A 779-nucleotide genomic window follows, 5' to 3' on the forward strand; every position below is an offset into this window, starting at 1 on the left:
TGCGCCTGGAGGCCACGTCGCTGACGCTGCTGCCCAGCAAAGGCATGGGCGGGGATGAAGGCTTCGTCCAACTGGAGCCTCGTGGGTTGGTGCGGAGGCGAGGCGTCTTCACCCTGGAGGTGGGAGCTCCTGTGCGGCTGCGGCTGTGGGGCGGTGGCGCGGGGGCGGGCCTGGTGAGGAAGGAGGACTGGGACACGCTCTCCGACTGGGGGCAGGTGGTGCGCACGCTCAGGGTGGGAGGGGACGCGCCGAACTCGGTGTGGATGGGCGCCCTGGAGTCCTACACGCTGCTGTCCGGGCATCTGGTGCGGCGCTACAACAACCGGGGCAACCCCGACTACCACCCCGCCGGGGCGGTGGTAACGGGGAAGATGGGGCCGGTGTACACGGAGGCCTTCGCCTCGGACGTGCTGGGCGCACGACTGGTGGGCGCGGAAGTCGCGCTGGACGTGCCGTACCTCCTCTTTGGCCGGCCCCGCCTCCCCATGCAGTACCTGCTGTCGGTGTCCGCGGTGCATGACTGGGGGAGGGCAGGAGGCGCCTCGACGCCCCTGACGCTGGCGCACGTGGACGGCACGGCCATGCTCGTGCGGCGCAGGAACGCCGAAGGGGGCTTCGAGGTGACGCTGCTGGGTGGCTGGGGCGGACGCCCGGGCGAAGGCGGGGCGTGGGGCGCGGTAGCGGGCCTGGGCGTGGATGCGCTGACGGCGACGGTGGACTTGCGAGCCCGGCTGGAGGGGCGCGTGCAGCGCGGAGGCTTCCGGCAGGGGGCCTTCGGC

At 72.7% G+C, this 779-nt stretch carries 1 pseudogene; it reads left to right on the forward strand.

From position 1 onward, the window contains the following. Positions 1-5: 5 nt before the first annotated feature. Positions 6-779: pseudogene (locus tag ACLEQD_RS44610) on the forward strand (hypothetical protein); the annotation flags it as partial.

The organism is Corallococcus sp. 4LFB (assembly GCF_046520365.1).
Classification (GTDB): Bacteria; Myxococcota; Myxococcia; order Myxococcales; family Myxococcaceae; genus Corallococcus; species Corallococcus caeni.